Annotated in this window: 14 protein-coding genes; 13 read left to right on the top strand and 1 reads right to left on the bottom strand. The window is 44.7% G+C overall.

Annotated elements, in window-relative coordinates; all coding sequences use genetic code 11:
• Positions 1-130 precede the first annotated feature (130 nt).
• The 4 genes from ODOSP_RS16700 to ODOSP_RS16715 all read left to right on the top strand — a co-directional run bounded on the left by ODOSP_RS16700 (position 131) and on the right by ODOSP_RS16715 (position 4,931).
• On the top strand, positions 131-1,696 hold the full coding sequence (locus ODOSP_RS16700) for a glycerol-3-phosphate dehydrogenase/oxidase (RefSeq protein ID WP_013613468.1): 1,566 nt from the start codon (positions 131-133) through the stop codon (positions 1,694-1,696).
• Positions 1,697-1,804: 108 nt separating this feature from the next.
• Positions 1,805-3,292 (top strand): glycerol kinase GlpK, encoded by a 1,488-nt coding sequence (glpK, locus tag ODOSP_RS16705; protein ID WP_013613469.1) that lies wholly within the window; start codon positions 1,805-1,807, stop codon positions 3,290-3,292.
• A gap of 17 nt (positions 3,293-3,309) precedes the next feature.
• Complete coding sequence (locus ODOSP_RS16710) at positions 3,310-4,047, top strand: MIP/aquaporin family protein (RefSeq protein ID WP_013613470.1); 738 nt, start codon at positions 3,310-3,312, stop codon at positions 4,045-4,047.
• A 110-nt stretch (positions 4,048-4,157) separates the two neighbouring features.
• The gene (locus ODOSP_RS16715) at positions 4,158-4,931 is read left to right on the top strand and encodes a DeoR/GlpR family DNA-binding transcription regulator (RefSeq protein WP_013613471.1); all 774 of its coding nucleotides are present in this window, start codon (positions 4,158-4,160) and stop codon (positions 4,929-4,931) included.
• Between the two features lie 35 nt (positions 4,932-4,966).
• Here ODOSP_RS16715 and ODOSP_RS16720 read toward each other — a convergent pair whose 3' ends face one another.
• Positions 4,967-5,734: a YaaA family protein gene (locus tag ODOSP_RS16720; RefSeq protein ID WP_013613472.1), complete on the bottom strand. Its 768-nt coding sequence runs from the start codon at positions 5,732-5,734 to the stop codon at positions 4,967-4,969.
• A gap of 231 nt (positions 5,735-5,965) precedes the next feature.
• Here ODOSP_RS16720 and glpA point away from each other — a divergent pair, with 231 nt between their 5' ends.
• The 9 genes from glpA to ODOSP_RS16770 all read left to right on the top strand — a co-directional run bounded on the left by glpA (position 5,966) and on the right by ODOSP_RS16770 (position 18,224).
• Positions 5,966-7,597, top strand: a complete 1,632-nt coding sequence (gene glpA / locus ODOSP_RS16725) for an anaerobic glycerol-3-phosphate dehydrogenase subunit A (protein ID WP_013613473.1) — start codon at positions 5,966-5,968, stop codon at positions 7,595-7,597.
• Between the two features lies 1 nt (position 7,598).
• Entirely contained in the window at positions 7,599-8,855 is a 1,257-nt protein-coding gene (glpB, locus tag ODOSP_RS16730; RefSeq protein WP_013613474.1) for a glycerol-3-phosphate dehydrogenase subunit GlpB, read from the top strand.
• An 8-nt stretch (positions 8,856-8,863) separates the two neighbouring features.
• Positions 8,864-10,084 (top strand): anaerobic glycerol-3-phosphate dehydrogenase subunit GlpC, encoded by a 1,221-nt coding sequence (gene glpC, locus ODOSP_RS16735; protein ID WP_013613475.1) that lies wholly within the window; start codon positions 8,864-8,866, stop codon positions 10,082-10,084.
• 355 nt (positions 10,085-10,439) lie between these two features.
• Positions 10,440-11,780, top strand: coding sequence for a glycerol-3-phosphate transporter (gene glpT, locus ODOSP_RS16745; RefSeq protein WP_013613477.1), 1,341 nt, complete (start codon positions 10,440-10,442; stop codon positions 11,778-11,780).
• An 8-nt stretch (positions 11,781-11,788) separates the two neighbouring features.
• Positions 11,789-12,730, top strand: a complete 942-nt coding sequence (locus ODOSP_RS16750; RefSeq protein ID WP_013613478.1) for an HAD family hydrolase — start codon at positions 11,789-11,791, stop codon at positions 12,728-12,730.
• A 53-nt stretch (positions 12,731-12,783) separates the two neighbouring features.
• Positions 12,784-13,935 (top strand): porin, encoded by a 1,152-nt coding sequence (locus ODOSP_RS16755; RefSeq protein ID WP_041557022.1) that lies wholly within the window; start codon positions 12,784-12,786, stop codon positions 13,933-13,935.
• Between the two features lie 40 nt (positions 13,936-13,975).
• Positions 13,976-14,944 carry a YncE family protein gene (locus ODOSP_RS16760; RefSeq protein WP_013613480.1) on the top strand — a complete coding sequence of 323 codons (969 nt, stop codon included), beginning with the start codon at positions 13,976-13,978 and terminating at the stop codon, positions 14,942-14,944.
• A gap of 457 nt (positions 14,945-15,401) precedes the next feature.
• A complete protein-coding gene (gene glpT, locus ODOSP_RS16765; RefSeq protein ID WP_013613481.1) occupies positions 15,402-16,745 on the top strand; it encodes a glycerol-3-phosphate transporter in 1,344 nt (447 codons plus the stop codon).
• Positions 16,746-16,769: 24 nt separating this feature from the next.
• Complete coding sequence (locus ODOSP_RS16770; protein ID WP_013613482.1) at positions 16,770-18,224, top strand: glycerophosphodiester phosphodiesterase family protein; 1,455 nt, start codon at positions 16,770-16,772, stop codon at positions 18,222-18,224.
• Positions 18,225-18,247: the final 23 nt, after the last annotated feature.

The following is an 18,247-nucleotide window of genomic DNA, read 5'->3' on the forward strand; positions in this document are numbered from 1 at the left end:
TAGTGAATATTTTGATAAAGTATACGGATCGTTTTATTTTGAAAACCAGGAAGACCCTGTATTTTTCTGACAGAAAGAGATACTTTTTAATTTATTTTTCGTACAAGGTTATAAATCAGATAAAATAACTATGAAACGAGAAGATTTATTATCCAAAATCTCTGATCCGTCCAAAGTCTGGGATGTTGTCGTTATCGGAGGAGGTGCAACCGGTTTGGGAGTTGCCGTAGATGCAGTTACAAGAGGGTATAGTGTCGCTTTATTCGAATGGGAAGATTTTGCAAAAGCAACTTCCAGTCGTAGTACCAAGTTGGTGCATGGAGGAGTCCGGTATTTGGCTCAGGGAGATGTTTCATTGGTATTGGAGGCTTTGTACGAAAGAGGATTACTCCAACAGAATGCTCCGCATCTGGTAAAAAATCAATCTTTTCTGATTCCGAATTATCGTTATTGGGATAACTTTCTTTATACAGTCGGACTGACGATATACGATATCCTCGCCGGCCGTCTTAGTCTGGGGCGTTCTAAATATGTATCCAAAAAGAAGACTACGTCTTATTTACCGACGGTCCGGGTGGATGGTTTGAAGGGAGGGGTAGTCTATCATGACGGTCAATTCGACGATTCCCGCCTGGCAGTCAATCTGGCTCAGTCCTGTGTCGAAAATGGCGGATGTCCGATCAACCGTATGAAAGTAACGGCGATATTACACGGATCCGATGGCCGGGCAAGAGGGGTGAAGGTTCAGGATTTGATGAACGGGCAGGAATATGAAGTGAAAGCCAAAGCGGTGATTAATGCGACCGGCATCTTTGTGGATAGCATTATGGAAATGGATGTGCCGACTCACGAGCATATGGTGAAACCGAGCCAAGGGGTACATTTGGTCCTGGATAAGTCGTTTCTGCAAAGTGATTACGCTATCATGATCCCCAAGACCGACGATGGCCGGGTATTGTTTGCCGTGCCCTGGCATGACAAAGTGGTTGTCGGAACGACCGATACTTTACGGGAACATCCGGAATTGGAGCCACAAGCTCTGGAGTCGGAAATCGAATTTATCCTGAATACGGCCGGACGTTACCTGACTCGTAAACCTCAACGGAGCGATGTCCTTTCGGTATTTGCCGGATTACGTCCATTAGCGGCTCCCAAAAAGGAAGGTAAAAGTACGAAAGAAATTTCCCGGAGTCATAAGATTTTTGTTTCTGAAAATAAGCTGATTACCATCACCGGAGGGAAATGGACCACCTATCGGAGAATGGCAGAAGATACGGTGGATAAGGCGATCGAATTGAATCTGCTGGAAAAGAAAGCATGTGTGACAAAAAAATTCCGGATTCATGGTTATCAATTAAATCCGGATCTCAATAATCATTTGTATATTTATGGCTCGGATATTCAGGCGATCAAAACCTTGATGCAGTCCGATCCGGCTATGGCCGAAAAACTGCATCCCAAATATGATTACACTGTGGCCGAGGTGGTATGGGCGGTTCGGGAAGAGATGGCATTGAATGTTGAGGATATACTGGCCAGGCGTGTCAGGTTATTGTTCCTGGATGCCCGGGTGGCTGCCGAAGTTGCCCCTAAAGTGGCCCGGATCGTTGCCAAAGAATTGGGATACGATCAGGCCTGGATCGATGGGCAGGTAAAAGAGTTTACCGATTTGGCCGGACACTATATTTTAGAGTAAAACGTATATTTGAAAGTTACAGCGGTTTTAAAGGCGGCAAGGGGTTCAGGAGTTAAGTTAACCGCTGTAACCCTTGTAACTGAAAAAGTATATTATAATTATTCAGGAATGTCAGAACAGTATATTTTATCGCTCGATCAGGGAACCAGTAGTTCCCGGGCAATTGTTTTCGACCACGATGGTGAAATCAAAGCTGTGGCTCAGCAAGAATTCCGGCAGATATTTCCTCAGCCGGGATGGGTGGAACATCATCCGCAGGAAATCTGGACCTCCCAGGCTTCTGTGATTGCCGGGGCTATTGCTTCGGCCGGTATTAACGGATTGGACATCGCTGCCATCGGGATTACAAATCAGCGGGAGACGACGATTGTATGGGATCGGGAGACCGGACAACCGGTTTATAATGCTATCGTCTGGCAAGACCGCCGTACGGCTTCATACTGTGATGCTTTGAAGGCTGAGGGGAAAACCGAATTTATCCGGGAGAAGACCGGATTGATCATAGACGCTTATTTCAGTGCCACTAAAGTCAAATGGATTCTGGATCATGTCGAGGGGGCAAGGGAAAAAGCCGAAGCCGGAAAGCTTATTTTTGGAACGGTGGATTCCTGGCTGGTCTGGAAATTGACCCGTGGGGAAGTGCATATTACGGACGTCACCAATGCTTCCCGTACGATGCTTTATAATATCCATCGGCTGGCCTGGGATCCGGAATTATTGGAACTGTTCGGTATTCCTGCCGCGATGTTACCTGAAGTCAAGACTTCCAGCGAAATATATGGACACACGAAAACGACCCTCTTTGCCCATAAAATACCGATTGCAGGCATTGCCGGGGATCAGCAGGCAGCCTTGTTCGGTCAGATGTGTACCGAACCCGGAATGGTAAAGAATACTTATGGAACGGGGTGTTTCCTCTTGATGAATAGTGGTGATAAACCGGTTGTCTCGAAGAATAATCTGCTGGCGACCATTGCCTGGAAAATCGGAGAAGAAGTGACTTATGCCCTCGAAGGAAGCATTTTTGTCGGCGGGGCGATCGTTCAGTGGTTGAGGGATGGTTTAGGGATTATCCGCTCTTCGGGCGAGGTGGAGACTTTGGCACATAGTGTGCCGGATGCCGGTGGGGTTTATTTTGTACCGGCATTGACAGGCTTGGCCGCTCCCTATTGGAATCAGGATGTCCGGGGAGCTATTTCGGGTATTAGCCGTGGAACGACAGCCGCTCATATTGCCAGGGCTGCCTTGGAGGGAATCGCTTTTCAAACCATGGATGTGGTCAATGCCATGATCCGGGATGCCGGTATCGAATTGAAAGAATTGCGGGTGGATGGAGGAGCTGCTGCGAATAATGTGTTGATGCAGTTTCAGGCCGATATTTTGAATACCACGGTCATACGACCCAAGATCATCGAGACCACAGCCCTGGGGGCTGCTTATCTGGCCGGTTTGGCGGTAGGTTATTGGAGCGATATTCATGAAATCCGTCAACATTGGCATAAAGAAAAGGAATTTATTCCTTCCGGAGAACAACAGAAAATGGAAGAACTGAAAGAGGGATGGAGAGATGCTGTCGATCGGGTGCTTGAACGATAATTGTATATTGGCTTGCTATGACGATTTCTTTATTCACAAAATGTCTGTTCGAATTTATCGGTACTGCTTTGCTGATCCTGCTGGGAGACGGAGTGGTGGCCAGTTCATTACTGAAGCATTCCAAAGGTTTCGGCGGAGGCTGGGTGGTGATTACTTTTGCCTGGGGATTTGCCGTCATGTGCGGGGTATTTGTGGCCGCTCCCTACTCGGGAGCTCACCTGAATCCGGCTTTGTCTATCGGTTTGGCGTTGGCTCATACTTTTCCCTGGGCTTATGTACCTGCCTATATTATAGCGCAATTGGCCGGTGGATTTTTGGGAGCTGTTCTGGTCTATGTTTTCTATAAAGATCATTACGATGCAACAGAAGATCCCGATGTGAAATTAGGTACTTTCTGTACGATGCCTGCAATCAGGAATATCCCCCGTAATCTGATTTGTGAGGTCATCGGTACTTTTGTATTGGTTTTTGTCATTTTGTGTCTGGCTATCGATGGGAATACGCCTGAGGTCGGATTGGGATCTGTGGGATTGTTTCCGGTGACTTTCCTGATTGTCGCTATCGGTATGTCTTTAGGAGGAGCTACCGGTTATGCTATCAATCCGGCCCGGGATTTGCCTCCCCGTTTCGCTCATTTTGTTTTACCGATCCGGGGTAAAGGGAGTAGTGGATGGGGATATAGCTGGGTCCCGGTTTTGGGTCCTATCCTGGGGGCCTGTCTGGCTGCCGGGTGTTATAAAATAATTTTTCCTTGACTTCCAAATCCTATTCTGAGTAATTATTTTTACCTTTGTTAGCTCATTTGGTGTAATATAAGGTGAAGTGTCTGAATGTTCAGCCCTTTTATACGAATTTAAAAACTGGAATGGAAAAGATCATGTCATTGTCTGAAAGACATCAAAAGATTTTAGAATTATTAAAAGTAAACGGAATCGTTTCAGTAAATAGTCTTAGCCGGCAATTGAATGTTTCTTCGGTGACGATCCGGAAAGACTTGGGATTACTGGAAGAAAAGAAATTACTATATCGTTCACACGGAGGAGCTATTCAGATCGATCCCTATATAGCCAACCGGCATGTGCAGGAAAAAGAAAAACAGTTTCCGGAAGAAAAGAAAAGGATTGGTATGAAGGCTGCCGAAATGCTGACTCCCAATGACGCTATCATTATTGCTTCCGGTACTACGGTATTGGCTTTTGCCCGCTGTATACCTCCGGAGGCTCAGCTGACCGTACTGACTTCTGCGATGAACGTTGCCATGGCTCTCCTGAATTGTCAGCAGGTGGAAGTGATTCAGTTGGGCGGTATTGTCCGGCATACCTCTTCGTCGGTTACCGGAGAATATGCTTTGCGGATGTTGGAGAATTTTTCCGGGACGAAGCTTTTTCTGGGGGTAGATGGAATCGATTTAAAATATGGACTGACTACCACGAATTTTATGGAAGCCAGTGTAAATCGTGCGATGATCGATGCGGCGCAAAAGATTATTGTCCTGACCGACTCTTCTAAATTCGGCCGGCGGGGGTTTGGAAAGATCTGCGAACTGGATGCTGTCGACCAGATTATCACCGATTCCGGCGTATCTCCCAAAGTGGTCCGGGAATTAGAGGAGTTGGGGATTAAGGTGTCGATCGTCTAAGGAGCTTTATTTTTTATGTCGAAGATACAAGTGATTTATTCCAATACAAACGGCAATGCCTCTGCTTTCGCGTGGACGATTTCGGGCCGGTAATTGAATTCTTCGTAGGAAAAAGCAGTTAGTTCTTCTTTAGTCGTCAGGCGATTTTGAAGGATATAGCGGGTCATGGCACCACGACACATTTTGGCATATACGACAATGGTTTTCAATTTGTCTTCTTCACGAATGAAAAATTGGGGTTCCAGGACTTTCACTTCCCGTCTGACCCGTTTCCAGTCGAACAGACGGGTCATTTCCTCTGTGGCAAGATGCACCAGGCAGCCATCGTCCTGCTTTACTGAATCGATCAGCACATCGGTCAAACGTGGTTTCCAAAAATCGAACATGTTCCGGTTGTCGTTGTTCGGTAACTTTACGTTACCCTCTAAACGGTAGTTTTTGATCCGGTCCATAGGCCGGAGCAGGCCATATAAAAAGGAGCAAATCCACAGATGGTTGTTGGCGTAGGCATAATCGGCTTCTGTAAATTCCCAGGCGCGGAGGTGGCGATAGACTATGCCGTTGTATGACAACACGGCAGGCCCGCTGTCGTCGGAATCGAAAAAAGACAGATAACGTAGTTTGTTCAGGATAGCCAGGCGTGGATTACATTTCAGGGCTTTCCCCAATTCCGCTTCCGTGAAGGCCGCTAATTGGAGTGCATGGCGTTCGGCTTCTTCCAGAAACTTCGGCTTTGTCAGGATTGACGGTGAAAGCTCAGGCCTTGTCGTCATGTTTTTGGCACAAGCGAGTAATATCTGCATGGTCTTGTTTTTAGAACTTATACAAAAGTAATAAAATAATCAGGAAACAATAGGCTGTTTTTCCGGGTATTTCAACGTGAGGCCATTCGGTAGATGGCTTTTCGTTTCGGGGAGTAATTGGGATATGGTGTTTCATTTGTTTTCGTTTTGATTGAAAATACTTTCGTTTTTCTTTTGAAATGTTTTGAATTGTTTGTTTCTTTGTGGGCGAAAATATAATTTTCTGCACAAATGAAACAAAATGATATGACCAAGCCATTTGATGTGATTGTAATCGGCGGTGGTGCAACCGGTGCTGGAATTGCCAGAGACTGTGCCCGTAGAGGGATTCGTGTGCTTTTGATCGAGCGATTCGATATATCGACGGGAGCGACGGGACGAAATCACGGTTTGTTGCATAGTGGTGCCCGCTATGCAGTGACTGATCAGGAATCGGCAGAGGAATGTATTAAAGAAAACAGGATTCTTCGGCGGATTGCCAGTCATTGTGTGGAAGAGACCGACGGTCTGTTCCTGAGTTTGCCGGAGGATGACATTCAATATCAGGCAAAATTTGTCGATGCTTGTCGACGTGCCGGAATCCGGGCCGATATTATCGATCCGAAAGAAGCGCTGTTGCTGGAGCCATCTGCCAATCCGGCTATTATCGGGGCGGTAAGGGTTCCCGATGGGGCTGTCGATCCTTTCCGTTTGACCACTTCGAATATCATCGATGCCCGTAATCATGGGGCTGAAATTCTCACTTACCACGAGGCGACGGAATTAATCCGTGAACAGGATCGTATCGTCGGAGTGAAAGCCCTGGATCATAGGACGAAAGAGACTAAAAATTATTATGCTAACGTTGTCGTAAATGCCGGAGGAATCTGGGGACACAACATCGCTAAGATGGCGGGAATAACGGTGAATATGCTGCCTGCTAAAGGTGCCCTGCTGATTTTCGGGCATCGGGTGAATAATATTGTTTTGAACCGGTGCCGCAAGCCTGCGGATGCCGATATTCTGGTTCCGGGTGACACGATTTCATTGATCGGAACCACTTCGAGCAAGGTGTCGTTTAATGAAGTCGACCGGATGTATGTGACTCCCGGTGAGGTGGATTTATTGTTACGCGAAGGGGAAAAATTGGCTCCGGTCCTGGCACAAACCCGTATTTTGCGGGCTTATGCGGGTGTACGGCCTTTGGTTGCGGCAGACGACGATCCGAGTGGCCGGAATGTGAGTCGGGGAATTGTGCTGCTGGATCATGCTGTCCGGGATGGACTTGAGGGATTTATTACGATTACCGGCGGGAAGCTGATGACCTACCGGCTGATGGCTGAGTGGGCTACCGATTTAATTTGTAAAAAGTTGAATGTGAACGTCCCGTGTACGACCGCCAGTGAAAAATTGCCCGGTTCGAGGGAGGATCGTGAAGAAGTGGAGAAAAAGATTATCTCGGTACCCTTGGCTCAGCGAAATTCTTCTATTTACCGGCATGGAGATCTGGCGGAAAGATTTTCCGGGAATGATGTGCTGGAAAATAGTTTAGTATGTGAGTGTGAGGAAGTTTCTGTCGGAGAGGTAAAGTATGCTTTGAATGAATTAGAAGTGCACAATCTGGTGGATTTGAGAAGAAGGACGCGTGTCGGAATGGGTACCTGTCAGGGAGAACTTTGTGCATGCCGGGCTGCCGGATTGATGAGCAGTATGCATAAATATTGTACTAAACGGGCGAAAGAAGATCTGGCTTCTTTCTTGAATGAGAGATGGAAGGGGATGGCGCCTATCGCCTGGGGGGATACTTTGCGGGAAAGTGAGTATACAGCCTGGATTTATGAAAGTGTGTGCGGTTTGAAAATGTCTCAAAAACAAGAAGAGTAATATGAAATTCGATACGATTATAATCGGGGGTGGACTGGCAGGATTGGTTGCCGGTATTTGTTTGTCGAAACACGGACAACGTTGTGTCATTATATCTTCAGGACAAAGTGCCCTGCATTTTTCTTCCGGTTCTTTGGATTTGCTGAATGTGTTGCCCGACGGGACAGAGGTGGCTCATCCTTTGAAAGCTATCGGACAGTTGCAGGAACAGGCGCCTGCCCATCCCTATGTAAAAATGGGGATGGAGGTATTTTCAAGACTGACCGGTGAGGCTGAGCGATTTTTTGAGGAAGTCGGAATCCATATGAGTGGAAGCGCCTTGAAGAATCATTATCGGGTGACTCCGATGGGGACGCTGAAGCCTGCCTGGCTTACCTTGAAAGATCATCCGGATTGTGATGCTGCCGATCGTTTACCCTGGAAGAAAATAGCAATATTCAATGTCCTGGGATTTTTGGATTTCTATACTCAGTTTATCGCGGATGAGTTCCGGAAAATGGGTACTGAAAGTAGGATTCATTCGTTTAATTTCCCTGCTTTGGAATATTTGCGTAAAAATCCTACTGAGATGAGGTCTGTCAATATTGCCCGGATGTTTGAGAAACAGGAAAATCTGGACGAACTGGCCACTTTGTTGAAAAGGGAAGCCGGTGAGGTCGAGGCGATCGTGTTGCCGGCGGTATTCGGTTTGAATCAGGATACAGCCTTGGATTATTTACAAAAGAGGGTTGGAAAAGAAATTTGTCTCTTGCCTACTCTGCCTCCTTCTGTCCCGGGGATCCGTACACAGCAGCAATTACGCAAATGTTTCCAGCAAGCCGGAGGTGTATATATGCTAGGGGATACCGTTTTGCGGGCAGAACAGGAAGGGAATCGGATTAGCCGGCTCTTTTCTTATAATCACGGAGAGATTCCTTTTGTCGGAAAGCATATCATCCTGGCTAGTGGCAGTTATTTCAGTCAGGGATTGATCGCTACTTCCGAACGGGTGTATGAACCTGTTTTTGATTTGGATGTCACTTATCCGGAAGATCGGAATCTGTGGTATGGCCGGAATGCATTCGACCGGCAACCGTATGAAGGTTTCGGTGTGAAGACGGGAACTGATTTCCGGGGGATGGTGCACGGGCAGGTATTGGAAAATTTGTATGTGGCGGGAGCTGTTCTGGAGGGATTTAATCCGATTAAAGAAGGATGTGGTGGTGGGGTTTCTGTTTTGAGTGCTTTGTATGTAGCTGAACAAATTTTAAGTAAATAAAAGAGGTTATGAATCTTCAACAACATAATATTAGTGACAATAATTTCGAACAGTGCATCAAATGTACGGTTTGTACGGTTTATTGTCCGGTAGCGGCTGTCAATCCGGATTATCCCGGTCCTAAACAGGCAGGTCCTGACGGAGAACGCCTGCGTCTGAAGAAGTTCGGTTTTTATGACGAGACCTTGAAATATTGTATCAATTGCAAGCGGTGTGAAGTGGCCTGTCCTTCTAATGTGAAGATCGGAGATATCATCCAGGCGGCAAGGATTAAATTCAGTAAAAAGAAACCGGGAGTACGGGATTTTATTCTGGCGAATACCGATTTGGTCGGGACTCTCTCCACTCCTGTGGCGCCGGTTGTGAATGCAACGCTGGGATTGAAACCGGTAAAAGCGATTTTGGATGGAGTGTTGAAAATCGATCATCGCCGTACTTTCCCGAAATATGCTTTCGGAACTTTCGAAAGCTGGTATAAGAAACAAGTGAAAGAACAACTTGCTTTTCCGAAACAGGTGAGTTATTTCCATGGATGTTATGTGAATTACAATTACCCGCAGTTGGGGAAAGATCTCGTTAAGGTTATGAATGCCCTCGGGATCGGGGTGAGGTTGTTGGAAAAAGAAAAATGTTGCGGGGTGGCGCTGATTTCGAATGGTTTTATCAAACAAGCTCGGAAACAGGCTGATATCAATATCGGTTCGATTCGGAAATCGGTCGTGGATAAAAATATTCCTGTTATTGCCACCTCTTCTACCTGTACTTTTACGATTCGGGATGAATATCCGCATTTGTTGGGCGTGAAGAATGAAGATGTGAGAGAGCAGGTAGAGCTGGCTACCCGCTATATTTACCGCTTGCTGAGTCAGGAAACCGGACAATTGGAGTTCAGAAAAGATAAGAAACTACGGGTGGCTTATCATACTCCTTGTCATATGGAAAAGCTGGGGTGGGCTTATTATTCGATCGAATTATTGAAGTCGATTCCGAATGTGGAACTGGTATTGCTCGATTCGCAATGTTGCGGAATTGCCGGGACTTACGGTTTCAAAAAGGAAAATTACAAGACTTCGCAGGATATCGGTAATTCCTTGTTTAAACAGATCGAGGAATCCGGTGTGGATTATGTCGTAACTGATTGTGAAACTTGTAAATGGCAGATCGAAATGTCTACTTCTAAATGTTGTAAACATCCAATCTCGGTCTTGGCGGAAATGTTACAGGATTGAAAGAAATAGTTTTCTGGGAGTTGACCGGCCGGAGGCTTGTTTCCCGGTCGGTTAGGTTTGAAAACCATGGAGTGTGTTCAAAAATCGGGGATTTGTTTGTTATAAAACATCTTGTGCGTGATGAACTTTGAGTTCGAAAGGGTGTTTTTCGAAGCGAAATATTCGCACCGGATATTTTTAAATAAATTTACCAAAAATTTTCATAATTTTTTTTGGATATATGGAGTTTTTATCTACTTTTGTTTCGAAATGAAGATGTTTTTATTTCATTTCAAAATAATGTGCGCCGAAAACGTTGTAATAACGAAAGTGATAGGTTTTTCTTAGAAACAATTTGAATCTTAAACTAATAGCTATGTGGAGTTTTTTAAAACCAGAGCCTCATCGGCCCTTGTTGTCAAAAGAAAAGATTGATCCGACGTATAAGCGTCTGCGTTGGCAAGTATTCATCGGTATCTTTATTGGATATGCAGGCTACTATTTAGTTCGGAAGAATTTTTCTCTTGCTATGCCTTATCTGGTGGATATGGGATTCGATAAAGGGCTTCTCGGGGTTGCTATTTCAGCTAATGCTATTGCCTATGGATTGTCTAAGTTTATTATGGGTGGGGTTTCAGACCGTAGTAGTGCCCGTAAATTCTTGCCCTTGGGGTTGACATTGTCGGCTTTAGCTACTCTTTTATTAGGTACGAAAGTGGGAGTTTCTTCCATCGTCTCTATGTTTATTTTGCAATTTCTGATCGGTTGGTTTCAGGGGATGGGATGGCCTCCGTGTGGCCGTGTTATGACGCATTGGTTTTCACAAAACGAAAGAGGAACGAAAATGTCTATCTGGAATTGTGCTCACAATGTAGGTGGTGCTTTGATCGGTCCGATGGCTGCCGGTGGTTTGGTATGGTTCGGTTCCTGGCAAGCCGGTACATTCTGGTTCCCGGCGGTGGTGGCTTTGATTATTGTGGTTATCGCTTATTCGTTGATCCGGGATACTCCGCAATCTTGTGGTTTACCTCCTATCGAAGAGTATCGGAATGATTACCCTAAAAATTACAGTGCTAAATCGGAGGTTGAACTGACGGCTAAAGAGATCTTTTTCAAATATGTTTTGAATAATAAGACTTTGTGGTTTATCGCGCTGGCCAATGCTTTTATTTATCTGATCCGTTACGGTGTATTGGATTGGGCCCCCACCTATCTGAAAGAGGTGAAGGGATATGATATTACAGAAATCGGTTGGGCTTATTTTGTTTATGAATTTGCTGCTATTCCCGGTACGATCGTATGTGGATGGTTGAGTGACAAATTGTTCAAGGGACGCCGTGCTTTAACGACCATGATCTATATGGTTTTGATCGCTGTTTCGATCTTTGTTTACTGGCAGTTCAGTGCTACTCCGCTGATGGATAGTATTTGTCTGATTGCTATCGGTTTCTTGATTTACGGACCGGTGATGTTGATCGGGGTACACGCTTTGGATCTGGCTCCTAAAAAGGCTGCCGGTACGGCTGCCGGATTTACCGGGTTCTTCGGCTATTTCTTTGGAACGGCCCTGTTCGCTAATATCGGTTTAGGTTATATCGTGCAGCATTTGGGATGGAATTGGAACTTTATCGTTTTGTTGGGTGCTTGTGCTTTAGCCTTCCTGTTTATTGCATTTACTTATAAAGAAGAACAATATCTGGTTAAAAACAAAAACTAATTAAATCCATGATTAAGAAGAATTTAACGAGTAGTATCATCCTGGTGATGATGCTACTGATCACCCCCTGTGTCTCTGCACAAACCTATCGGCAGATCAAAGGATGGTCAAAAGAAGTCAATGATCGGCTGGAAGATTTCCTGAATTCGACCATTACGATGAAGATTCGGAAAGTGGCGGTTTTCGATGGTGACGGTACGGTTATGGGACAGGTACCTCATTATTTGGCGGATGAAGCTTTATATCAATATGCCGACGAACATTTTAAAGGAAAAACGGATAAGTTTTCGAAAGAGAAAATGGCGATCCTGAACCGGATGGTAAAAGATGGAAATAATGTGGGGAAACCTTATGTCGAGGATCGGGTGCATTTTTTGGCAGGACTGACGCCCGAAGAAATTCTCGAAATGGGATATGCATGTTACCAGACTTCTTACCGGAACAAGTTCTATCCGGAAATGAAACAACTGATTGCCAATCTCAAGGAATATGGATTCGAGGTTTGGATTTTGACCGCTTCTCCGGAATTTTTATATCAGAAATTTCTGGCCGAAGAACTCGGTATCCCGGAGGTCAATATCCTGGGGGTAAAATCGGTGGTTGTCGGCGGTAAATTGACAGATGATATCATCTTACCGATTCCGCAGGATGACGGTAAAGCAAATGTGATCCCGACCTTTATTAAAACCCGTCCTTTGGTTGTCGGAGGGAATAGCCGGGGAGATATGGATATGCTCAATCAGTCTTGTGGATTGAAGATTGTGGTGAATCCGGACGATAAAACAGTGCGTGGGAAAGAAGACGGGCCGATGAACGGTTATACGGTAAAAGGCTATTGGGAAAAAGAAGGGGCTTTGATCGTGAAATGTCATGATGTCAGGGAACCCGGTCTGCGTTTCCATACAGAAGAATGGGGAATCCGCGAAAATGTATCTAATCCGAAAGAATAATTCAGGAATAGAATTATATAATTGATTTTACGTATAATTTATTTGATGTTACTATGAAAAAAAATTTTCTATTAAACGTGGTAATGTTGTGCTGTGCTTTATTTGTAGGTACATCAGCATGGGCAAAAACTGAAGACGGGGAAGCTGCTGCTAAAAGCGAACCGGTGTCAGCCAATGAAGAAGAATTATTGAACAAAATTCTTTCTAAGTTACCGAAAGTATCCGGTTATATTCAGACCGGTTATAATTATGGAGATAAGAACGGGGATAACAGATCTTCTTTTCAGTTGAAGCGTATGCGGGTACTTCTTGACAAAAAGATCTCCAATACGTTTGATTTCCGGGCTCAGTTCGAATGTTTTTCCGGTTCTACCGATGGCGGGGCTTACAAAAAGAAAGTCATTACTGTGATGGACGCTTTTGTCAGTGCTCACATTAACAAAGCCATCAACTTCCGGGCAGGACAATATTATCTGCCGCTGGGTTTCGAGAACTACGATATTTCTCCGGCTACTTTGGAGACTGTAGATTTCTCTAATATCTGTTATCGTATGGTATGCCGGAATGCGATTTCTTCTGCCGATCTGATCGACTATGGACGTGATCTCGGTGTGATGGCTTACGGTGATCTGTTGCAGAATCAGGAAAAAGGATTCAGCTATTTGAGCTATAATTTATCTTTGACCAACGGTTATTTGCCTACTTTGAACGATGACAACAGATGTAAAGATTTCGTCGGTCGTCTGACTTTCCGTCCTGTAAAACAGTTGAGTATTATGGGATCGTACAACTACGGTGAATACCAGGGTAAAGTCGGAGACGATGTTAAAAAATATCTTCCGATGAATCGGGTGATTGCCGGTGCCTGGTATTTCGACCCGAACGGTCTCGATCTGCGTGCTGAATACGGCCATATCAAAAGTAGCGAAGCTAATGTAGAAGAAGACGGTTTTTATGCTTTGGCCGCTTATCGCTTCGGAAAATTCCTGCCGGTAGTACGTTACGATATGTACCGCGATAAAACCAACAAGACCTCTGCCAACAACAGAGATGCTTACCTGGTGGGTTGTACTTACGAATTGATCAAGAACCTGAAATTCCAGGTTAACTATATCCACTCTATCTATACCGATAAAGTGAAAGATGCAGGTACGCGGACAGGGAACGGAAATAGTTTGCAAATCATGCTTTTGGCTAAATTCTAAGATTTGATTTACCTTTATTAATATCCTAAATTCCTTTATTATGAATAAATTATTTTTTGCAATGGCACTGCTTTTTGTAGGCATGTCAGTAAATGCACAACATCTCGGTTCAGAATACCGGTTGAAAAAAGTGATTCCGGTTGCCGGACGTCAGGGAATTGCTATCGATAGCAATTACTACTATGTTTCCGACACCAAAGTACTGTACAAATACGACAAACAGGGAAATCTGGTGATGAAGAACGATCAGCCGTTCCAAAATCCCGAAATTGCCAACCACTTCGGTGATATCGATATCTACAATGGAGAAATTTACTGCGGTATTGAAAAATTCGAATACGGACGTGGTTATAATATCGCCGTATCGATTTACGATGCAGAGACTTTGAAATGGAAACGCGATCTGCCTTGGTCTCCTGAATCAGGACAAGTAGAGGTTTCAGGTCTTGCTGTTGATCGGGAGAAAAATATGGTTTGGATGTCTGACTGGGTAGATAGCCGTTACGTATATTGCTATAGCCTGGAAACCGGACAGTACTATACCAAAATGCAATGCCGTCCTACTCCGTACTGGTGTCAAGGTATTTTCATCGCCGATGGAAAAATGCTGTTCACCTCTGATGATGGCGAATCTTTGTACAATATTCCTGATAATATCTATGTGGCTGACATCTCTGAAGTACACTTTACCGGTTTACAAGACGGAACTGAAGTGGTGAAAGAAACTCCGTTCAGCGTAAAACTCGATAAAAAGGGAAAACCTGTTATGCGTAAAGGTAAAATTGCAGGTGGTGCAAAAGCCGGAAGAGTTGAATTATTCCGCGAAATGAGTGATTTCCGCCGTGCAGGTGAAATCGAAGGACTCTCTATTGACCCGGTAAACGACGACCTCGTTGTATTGAACAACCGTGGTACACTGATCGTTCTCGGTATGTCACAGGGTCCGTTCGCTGAAGAAGGGTATACCGGTGAAATTCATGAACTTTATATCTACGAGAAAATTAAATAATTGTAGGGATAGATCCTGAATGATCTGAAAACAATTACTTTCAAATGAGATGAACGAGGTCTGTAGAGACCTCGTTCTTTAATTTATGCAGGAGCAGCTGTTTTAATCTGAGTCTCCTAAAAAAATTATAATTAACATATTGGCATCTAAAATAACAAAGATGTGCTGTAATTGATTCTTCTTTTGCCAAGTAGTGCAAACGGTGGATGTCGGGTTTTGTACCGGAAGACCCTTGGAACAGAAACGAGGGGCCGCATAGGCTCTCCGAATACCCGACCGGTGGTGTATGACAGAAACATTCGTTCATTTGTCATTGAAACAGTGACCGATCTGAATCTTCTTCACTTTAACCTCCTTCTCTTTATTACGTAAAAAACGAAACATTAAAAGTTTAAATAACGTAAAATTTATCCATAAAGACGGAGATGGGTAATTTTTTATATTAAAATAAACAAATATGTGGAGTTTTTTAAGACCGGAGCCTCATAGGCCCTTATTGCCGAAAGAACAGATCGACCCGACATACAAACGTTTACGGGTACAGGTTTTTATCGGTATTTTTATCGGATACGCTGGTTATTATTTAGTTCGTAAGAACTTTGCGCTGGCGATGCCTTACTTGGTGGAAATGGGGTTCGATAAGGGACTTTTAGGAGTTGCTATATCAGCGAATGCCATTGCTTACGGACTTTCTAAATTTTTAATGGGTGGAGTCTCTGACCGTAGTAGTGCCCGTAAGTTTTTACCCTTGGGATTGACTTTGTCTGCTTTGACGACTTTAATTCTGGGTACCCGGGCCGGATTGTCGTCTGTCGTGTCGATGTTTATCCTGCAGTTTTTAATCGGTTGGTTTCAGGGTATGGGTTGGCCTCCTAGCGGACGGGTGATGACACACTGGTTTTCGCAGCATGAACGGGGGACGAAAATGTCGATCTGGAATGTGGCCCATAATGTCGGTGGGGCTTTGATCGGACCGATGGCTGCCGTGGGGATGGCCTGGTTCGGTTCCTGGCAGGCCGGTACCTTCTGGTTTCCTGCTATTGTCGCTTTGGGCATTGTGGTGATCGCTTATCTGCTGATCCGCGATACCCCTCAGTCTTGTGGTCTGCCACCTATCGAACAATACCGTAACGACTATCCGCCCAACTATAGTGCCCAGTCGGAAGTGGAACTGACAGCCAAAGAAATTTTCTTTAAATATGTATTGAGTAATAAAATATTGTGGTATATCGCTATCGCTAACGCTTTCATCTATCTCGTCCGCTATGGAGTGCTCGATTGGGCACCTACTTATCTGAAAGAGGTGAAAGGCTACGATATCAAAGAGATCGGTTGGGCTTACTTTTCTTATGAATTTGCCGCTATCCCCGGGACGATTTTCTGTGGTTGGTTGAGTGATAAAGTCTTCAAGGGGAGACGTGCTATTACGACCATGATTTATATGGTCGCCGTCGCCATTTTTGTTTTTGTCTATTGGGAATTTAGTAAAACTCCGCTGATGGACAGTATCTGTCTGATCGCCATCGGTTTTCTGATCTACGGCCCGGTAATGCTGATCGGGGTTCATGCTTTGGATTTAGCCCCTAAAAAAGCGGCCGGTACGGCTGCCGGATTTACCGGATTTTTCGGTTATTTCTTCGGGACCGCCCTCTTTGCTAATATCGGTTTGGGATATGTTGTTCAGAATTTGGGCTGGAACTGGAATTTTATCGTGTTATTGGTGGCCTGTGCCCTGGCGTTCATCTTTATTGGATTCACGGCAAAGGAAGAACAATATCTAGTGAAACAAGCAAAACAATAATCACTTTATTTAAAAATCACAACTATGATTAAAAGATGGGTTTATGTAGCATTGGCATTCGGATTAGGTATGTCTGCGATGTCATGTGAAAATCAGAAATTTAATGATGTGAAGGTGGATGTCGACCGGGTACATGTCGATGAGCTTTCTCCTGAAATGATCAAAGTGCGCGACTATGTTCCCGAATATGCGGTTATTGCACATCGGGGCTCTACTTTCTGGACACCCGAAGAAACGGAATCCGCCTATCGGTGGGCGAGAGAAATCGGTGCGGATTATCTGGAATGCGATATGCAGGTGTCGAAAGACGGAGTGGTACTGGCACTACATGACGATAACCTGAAACGGACCACTAACATCGAAACGGTTTTCGGAGAAACACTACCCCGGGAAATCCGGAAGAATTATTATATGAAAATCGGATACTCGGAGACAGAAGCCGAAGAAAAGGTAAAAGCGGATGAAGCGAATTTTGTTCCTAACTTACCGGCTTATTATACTTACGAAGAACTGCTGATGCTCGATGCCGGTAGTTGGTTCAATAACGAGAATCTCGAAGAAGCCCTGCCCGGATTGGCTAAAGAAAAGCAATATATTTCCACACTGGAAGACCTGATTATGTATTCGAAAGGGTATCGGTTGATCCGGGACCGCAATCAACCGGGAATGCCACGACAATACTCCATTGTCGGGAAAACAGGGGAAACGATTACCAGCTTGAGCGGTACGGCCGATATCGTGAAATATGATTTCGGGTATGAAATCGATCCGGTATGGGAAGCCGGAAATAAGAATATCCCGGGAATCTATATCGAATTTAAAGAACCCTGGCTGAATCCCAAAGGATTCGAACAGATCGTGTATGATGTACTGGCCAATACGCAGGATATGAATATTATCGAAAAACCGGAACCCGAGGACACGCCTTTTTATATCAACAACGGGACGATTAATGTAGGAAATACCAACGGTAAAGTGATCCTGCAAACCTTCTCTTTGGAAAGTTTAGTCCGGGTGGCCGAGGTATTCCAGGGCAAAGTTCCCATGTGTTTCCTGTTGTGGAAAGGGACCGGTGCTACCGATCTCACTTATGACGATCCGCTGGGATATGCTTCTTTTATCAACCTGGGCGTAAAATATAAAGCACATTTTATCGGACCGTGTATCGCGGGGGCCCCTAATGATTATCCTGAATTGGATCAACCCTGGCAGGATTACCTGATCCATCGGGCGAAGATGAAAAACCATCCTTATACTTTCGATACCTATGATCAGATGGCGAAGTATTTCGGACAATATAATTTCGGCGTAGCCGACGGAATGTTCAATCCTCCCTATTTGGATGCTTTATTTACCAACCATTCCGATATGAGTATCAACTATATGATTACGCACGGATGGCGGAAGAGTCCTGCTTCCCAGACCCTGGTCGATGCAAGGGAAGTATTGAGAAAATTGGGATACTTAGATAATAATTAATTAGGGTGAATTTCAAAACTTTG

The organism is Odoribacter splanchnicus DSM 20712, from assembly GCF_000190535.1.
GTDB lineage: Bacteria > Bacteroidota > Bacteroidia > Bacteroidales > Marinifilaceae > Odoribacter > Odoribacter splanchnicus.